General features: G+C 64.8%; 5 protein-coding genes. All 5 read left to right on the top strand.

All coding sequences use genetic code 11. From position 1 onward, the window contains the following. Window positions 1-59 precede the first annotated feature (59 nt). Complete coding sequence (locus ABEL04_RS00530; RefSeq protein WP_375800416.1) at window positions 60-1,061, top strand: NAD-dependent epimerase/dehydratase family protein; 1,002 nt, start codon at window positions 60-62, stop codon at window positions 1,059-1,061. Window positions 1,062-1,113: 52 nt separating this feature from the next. Then, window positions 1,114-2,097 carry an NAD-dependent epimerase/dehydratase family protein gene (locus ABEL04_RS00535; protein WP_375800417.1) on the top strand — a complete coding sequence of 328 codons (984 nt, stop codon included), beginning with the start codon at window positions 1,114-1,116 and terminating at the stop codon, window positions 2,095-2,097. A gap of 35 nt (window positions 2,098-2,132) precedes the next feature. Beyond that, a complete protein-coding gene (locus tag ABEL04_RS00540) occupies window positions 2,133-2,339 on the top strand; it encodes a hypothetical protein (protein WP_375800418.1) in 207 nt (68 codons plus the stop codon). A 143-nt stretch (window positions 2,340-2,482) separates the two neighbouring features. Beyond that, window positions 2,483-3,730, top strand: a complete 1,248-nt coding sequence (locus ABEL04_RS00545) for a bifunctional 3-deoxy-7-phosphoheptulonate synthase/chorismate mutase (RefSeq protein WP_375800419.1) — start codon at window positions 2,483-2,485, stop codon at window positions 3,728-3,730. 79 nt (window positions 3,731-3,809) lie between these two features. After that, window positions 3,810-4,195, top strand: a 386-nt coding sequence (locus tag ABEL04_RS00550) for a hypothetical protein (protein ID WP_375800420.1), incomplete at its 3' end; no start/stop codon positions are given.

The following is a 4,195-nucleotide window of genomic DNA, read 5'->3' on the forward strand; positions in this document are numbered from 1 at the left end:
ACCGCTGAGGCGTCCCCCAGGCCGTTCGATGCTTCGCTCTTCTGGTTGCTGAGAGTCCAATGGGCAAAACCTTACTCCTTACGGGTGCAAGTGGGTACATCGCGGGGCATCTGGTCCAGGCCCTCAGAAATCAGGAGGACCCCCTCGTCGGTGTGGATCGGCGGCGGGAGGTGCCGGAGGGGATTGACTCCTTCGTGCAGGGCGACCTGTGCGACCCACAGGTTGCCCGGAAGGCCGTGGCGGGAACCGATCGGATCCTGCACTTAGCCGCCGCCCGGGCCGACTGGGGGCTCTCGGAAGAGGAATACTACCACGACAACCTCGACGCGACCCGGACCCTCATTGAGGCGGGCCGAAAGGAGGGGGTGACGGACTGGGTGTTCTACAGCACGGTCTCGGTCATGGGCCCGAGCCGCGATCCATTACGGGAGGACGCAGGATTCAACCCCACCGAACCCTACGGCGCTTCCAAGGCCGAGGCCGAACAGCTCTTCCGTCAGCTGGCCGCGGACAATCCCAAGGTGCGTGTGCTCATCATTCGTCCCTCCGCCGTCTACGGGCCGGGGAACCCGCCGGACACGAACATCTATCGGCTAATCGACGCGATCTACAACCGGCGGTTTGTGATGGTCGGGTCGGGACAGGCCCTCAAGTCCACCTCGTACATGGAAAATCTGCTGGCGGCAACCTTTTTTCTGATGAAGCGAATGGAACGCGGGCTTCAGACCTACATCTACGTGGACGCGCCCGTGCTCACCACCGAAAAACTGGTTGCGCGCATTTATAGGTTCCTGGGGAGGACGCCCCCGTCCTGGCACGTTCCACTGGGGCTCGCGCGGCCCGTTGCCCGAGTGTCCGACGTGGCCGCCCGCCTCATGGGCATCGATTTTCCGATCACCGCTGCCCGCATCGAAAAATTCAATCGATCCACAAATTTCGACGCGTCCAAGATCCGGGGGGAGGGGTTCGAGCAGCCCGTTTCGAACGAGGAGGCCCTCCAGAAGACCGTCGCGTGGCATCTCCGCCACGAATATGACGCGCGCCTCCCGGACAATGCATAGATTTTGCGGTCTCTTCCCCGTCATCGGCTGATCACGACACGTTCCCTGACCCATGCACATCTGCGTCACTGGGGGGGCCGGCTTCATCGGCGGGCACCTCTGTCGCCGTCTGCTGGACGAGGGCCACCGCGTTACGGCCATCGACAACTTCGATCCCTTCTACCCGCGCGCCATCAAAGAGGAGGGGATCGACGACTTCCCGGCCAAGACGTTCACGCTGATCGAGACGGACGTCTGCAACACCGACACCCTCCTTCAGGCCCTGCACGGAAAAAGTGTCGACGCGATCATCCACCTGGCGGCGAAGGCCGGGGTCCGCCCCTCCATTGAGGCGCCCATGGCGTACGAGCAAACGAACGTGGGGGGCACCCAGTCGATGCTCGAGGTAGCCCGGGAGCACGACATCGACACGTTTATCTACGGCTCCTCCTCGTCCATCTACGGCAACAACGAGAAGGTTCCCTTCGCCGAAGACGATCCGGTACGCCGTCCCATCTCCCCCTATGCCGCCACGAAGCGGTCCGGGGAACTTCTGGCGTACACGTTTCACCACCTCCACGACCTCACCGTCCACTGCCTCCGGTTCTTTACTGTCTACGGCCCGCGCCAACGCCCCGACCTGGCCATTCACAAGTTCGCCCGCCAACTCCTCACCGGCCAGCCCATCACGATGTACGGGGACGGCACGTCGAGCCGCGACTACACCTACGTCGACGACATCGTCGACGGAGTCCTGCACAGCCTGCGTCGCGCCCAGGACCAGCGTCGCCCCGAGTACGAGATCATTAACCTCGGCGGATCGGACCCAACGCAACTCCGCGACCTGATCTCAGGCATTGCCGACGCGCTCGACATCACGCCCGAAATTGAGCAGCTGCCCCGTCAGCCGGGCGATGCGCAACGGACGTACGCGGACATCTCGAAGGCCGGCGAGCTTCTGGGCTACGCGCCGCAGATCCCGATCGAGGAGGGACTCCGAAAGTTCGCCGACTGGGTGACGGAGTACTACGCGGACCGTACTGTACTGGACGTGTAGCGACGACCGTCCGGAACGACGAATGTGATTGTTTGATGGAGACCCCCGACGGCATTGACATCCCTGCCCGCGTCCCCTACCGTACAACAGTCATGAATACGCGCACCCCCACGTCCGCCCTGCTATCCGCGTTCGACGCTCACGTCGGCGCAACCGGGGGCCTGTGTGCTTTTGCCCGCTTTGCCCTGGGCTACGCATATCTCTATTTTTATGTGTTTCTCCCAACGGCTGGCGGTGCGTAAGGCGCGTACGTTCTGATCGCTTCTGTAACCCGCCGGCCGACGGCCTCGGCCCCGGCGGGGTTTTGTCATTTGCGGGTCGGCGGCCGGATTGTCCGGTGGGAACTTCGATTTTCCCACACCAACCCGACCCTGAAGACCATCCCATGTCCACCTCGACCCTCTCCTCCCTGCAGGAGGCCCGCACCCGAATTGACGAGATCAATCAGCGCGTCATCGAACTGCTCGCCGAGCGGCAGGCCGTCGTCGACGAGCTCTGCGACGTGAAGGCCGACACCGGACGAGCGATCCGGGACCCGGACCGCGAGGCCGAACTGATTGGCCACGTTCGCGACGCGGCCGAAGAAGCAGGGCTCCCCCCCGATCTTGCGGAGGCCCTCTTCGACGAGATCCTGGAGCATTCCGTGCAGCGCCAGCGTCAGCGGCGAGACAGCTCGTCCGAGGAGTCCGCCGACGAACCGTCGACGGAGGCCCGTCGTCCGGCTTCGACACAGCCCGACGCGGTGTCCCGCAACGGCACCGCCTCGTCCCCTGATCCGCCTACGCCCGCGTCCACGGCGGAGGCCGCGACGCCGCCGGACGACGTCCCCACCGACCGGGCCTACCATCGCGTGTCCCGCGACCACCAGCCTGAGGACACTGTCGTCCACGTCGGCGACGTGGCCATTGGGGACGGCTCGCCAATCTTGATTGCAGGGCCCTGCTCGGTCGAGTCGCGCGACCAGATTCTGCGCTCAGCCGAGGCGGTGGCGGCGGCCGGCGGGCACCTGCTGCGGGGCGGCTGCTTCAAGCCGCGCACCTCCCCGTACTCGTTCCAGGGCCGGGGGGAGGAGGGGCTCACCCTGCTCGCCGAGGCGGGGCGGCGGTTCGACATTCCCGTCATCACCGAGGTGCTCGCGCCCGGCGACGTGGCGGCGGTGGCCGCCCGGGCCGATGTGCTCCAGATTGGGGCGCGCAACATGCAAAACTTCCCGCTCCTCAAGGCGGTGGGGGCGGCGGACCCACCGGTGATGCTCAAGCGGGGCATGATGGCCTCCATCGACGAGTGGCTGGCCGCGGCCGAGTACATCGTGGCCCACGGAAACCCCAACGTCTTTCTCTGTGAGCGAGGCATCCAGACCTTCACGTCGGCCACCCGCTACACGCTCGATCTCTCCTCGGTGCCCGTCGCGCAGGAGCGTACTCACCTGCCGGTCGTCGTAGATCCGTCGCACGCCTGTGGCACGCGTCGATGGGTGCCGCCCTTGGTGCGGGCGGCCGTGGCCGCCGACGCCGACGGGGTGATGGTCGAGGCCCATCCCTGTCCCGAGGACGCCCTCAGCGACGGGCCGCAGTCGCTCCCCCTTAGCGCGCTGGGGCACCTCGGGGATCTGTTTGGCAACGGCTCGGGCTGAACGACCGCCGAACCTCTCGCTCCGGACGGGCATTCAAACCCGTCGGCGCATCTCTCCCACAATTTGTCTCCTGGTGTACATGAGTGAGCCGTCGGATCGCCCGGACTTTGTGCCGGAGTACAACAAGCCGGACGCACCCGGCATCCACATGAACTTCGACAACACGGTCTCTCTCTACCACATCGTTGAGGAGGAGGACGACTTTGAGACCGCGGCGCAGGACATTTTTGCACTGCTCAAGGAGGCTCAGGACGAATTTCCCGACTGGCCCCGCGTTTTCTACCTCGACATCGAGGATCACATGCGGGACGATGACCGTCTGGAAGAAGAGATGATTGAGCTGCAACAGGAATTTCTGATTGCCGCGATGGGCAAGTTCTTCACTGCCCTCGCGCTACCCCTCGTAGCCGTCGTCAACCCCGAGGATCAGGTCAACGACCTCCCCGATGAACTCGTCCTGCAGCC

Origin of the sequence: Salinibacter sp., assembly GCF_042218895.1 — a bacterium.
Classification (GTDB): domain Bacteria; phylum Bacteroidota; class Rhodothermia; order Rhodothermales; family Salinibacteraceae; genus Salinibacter.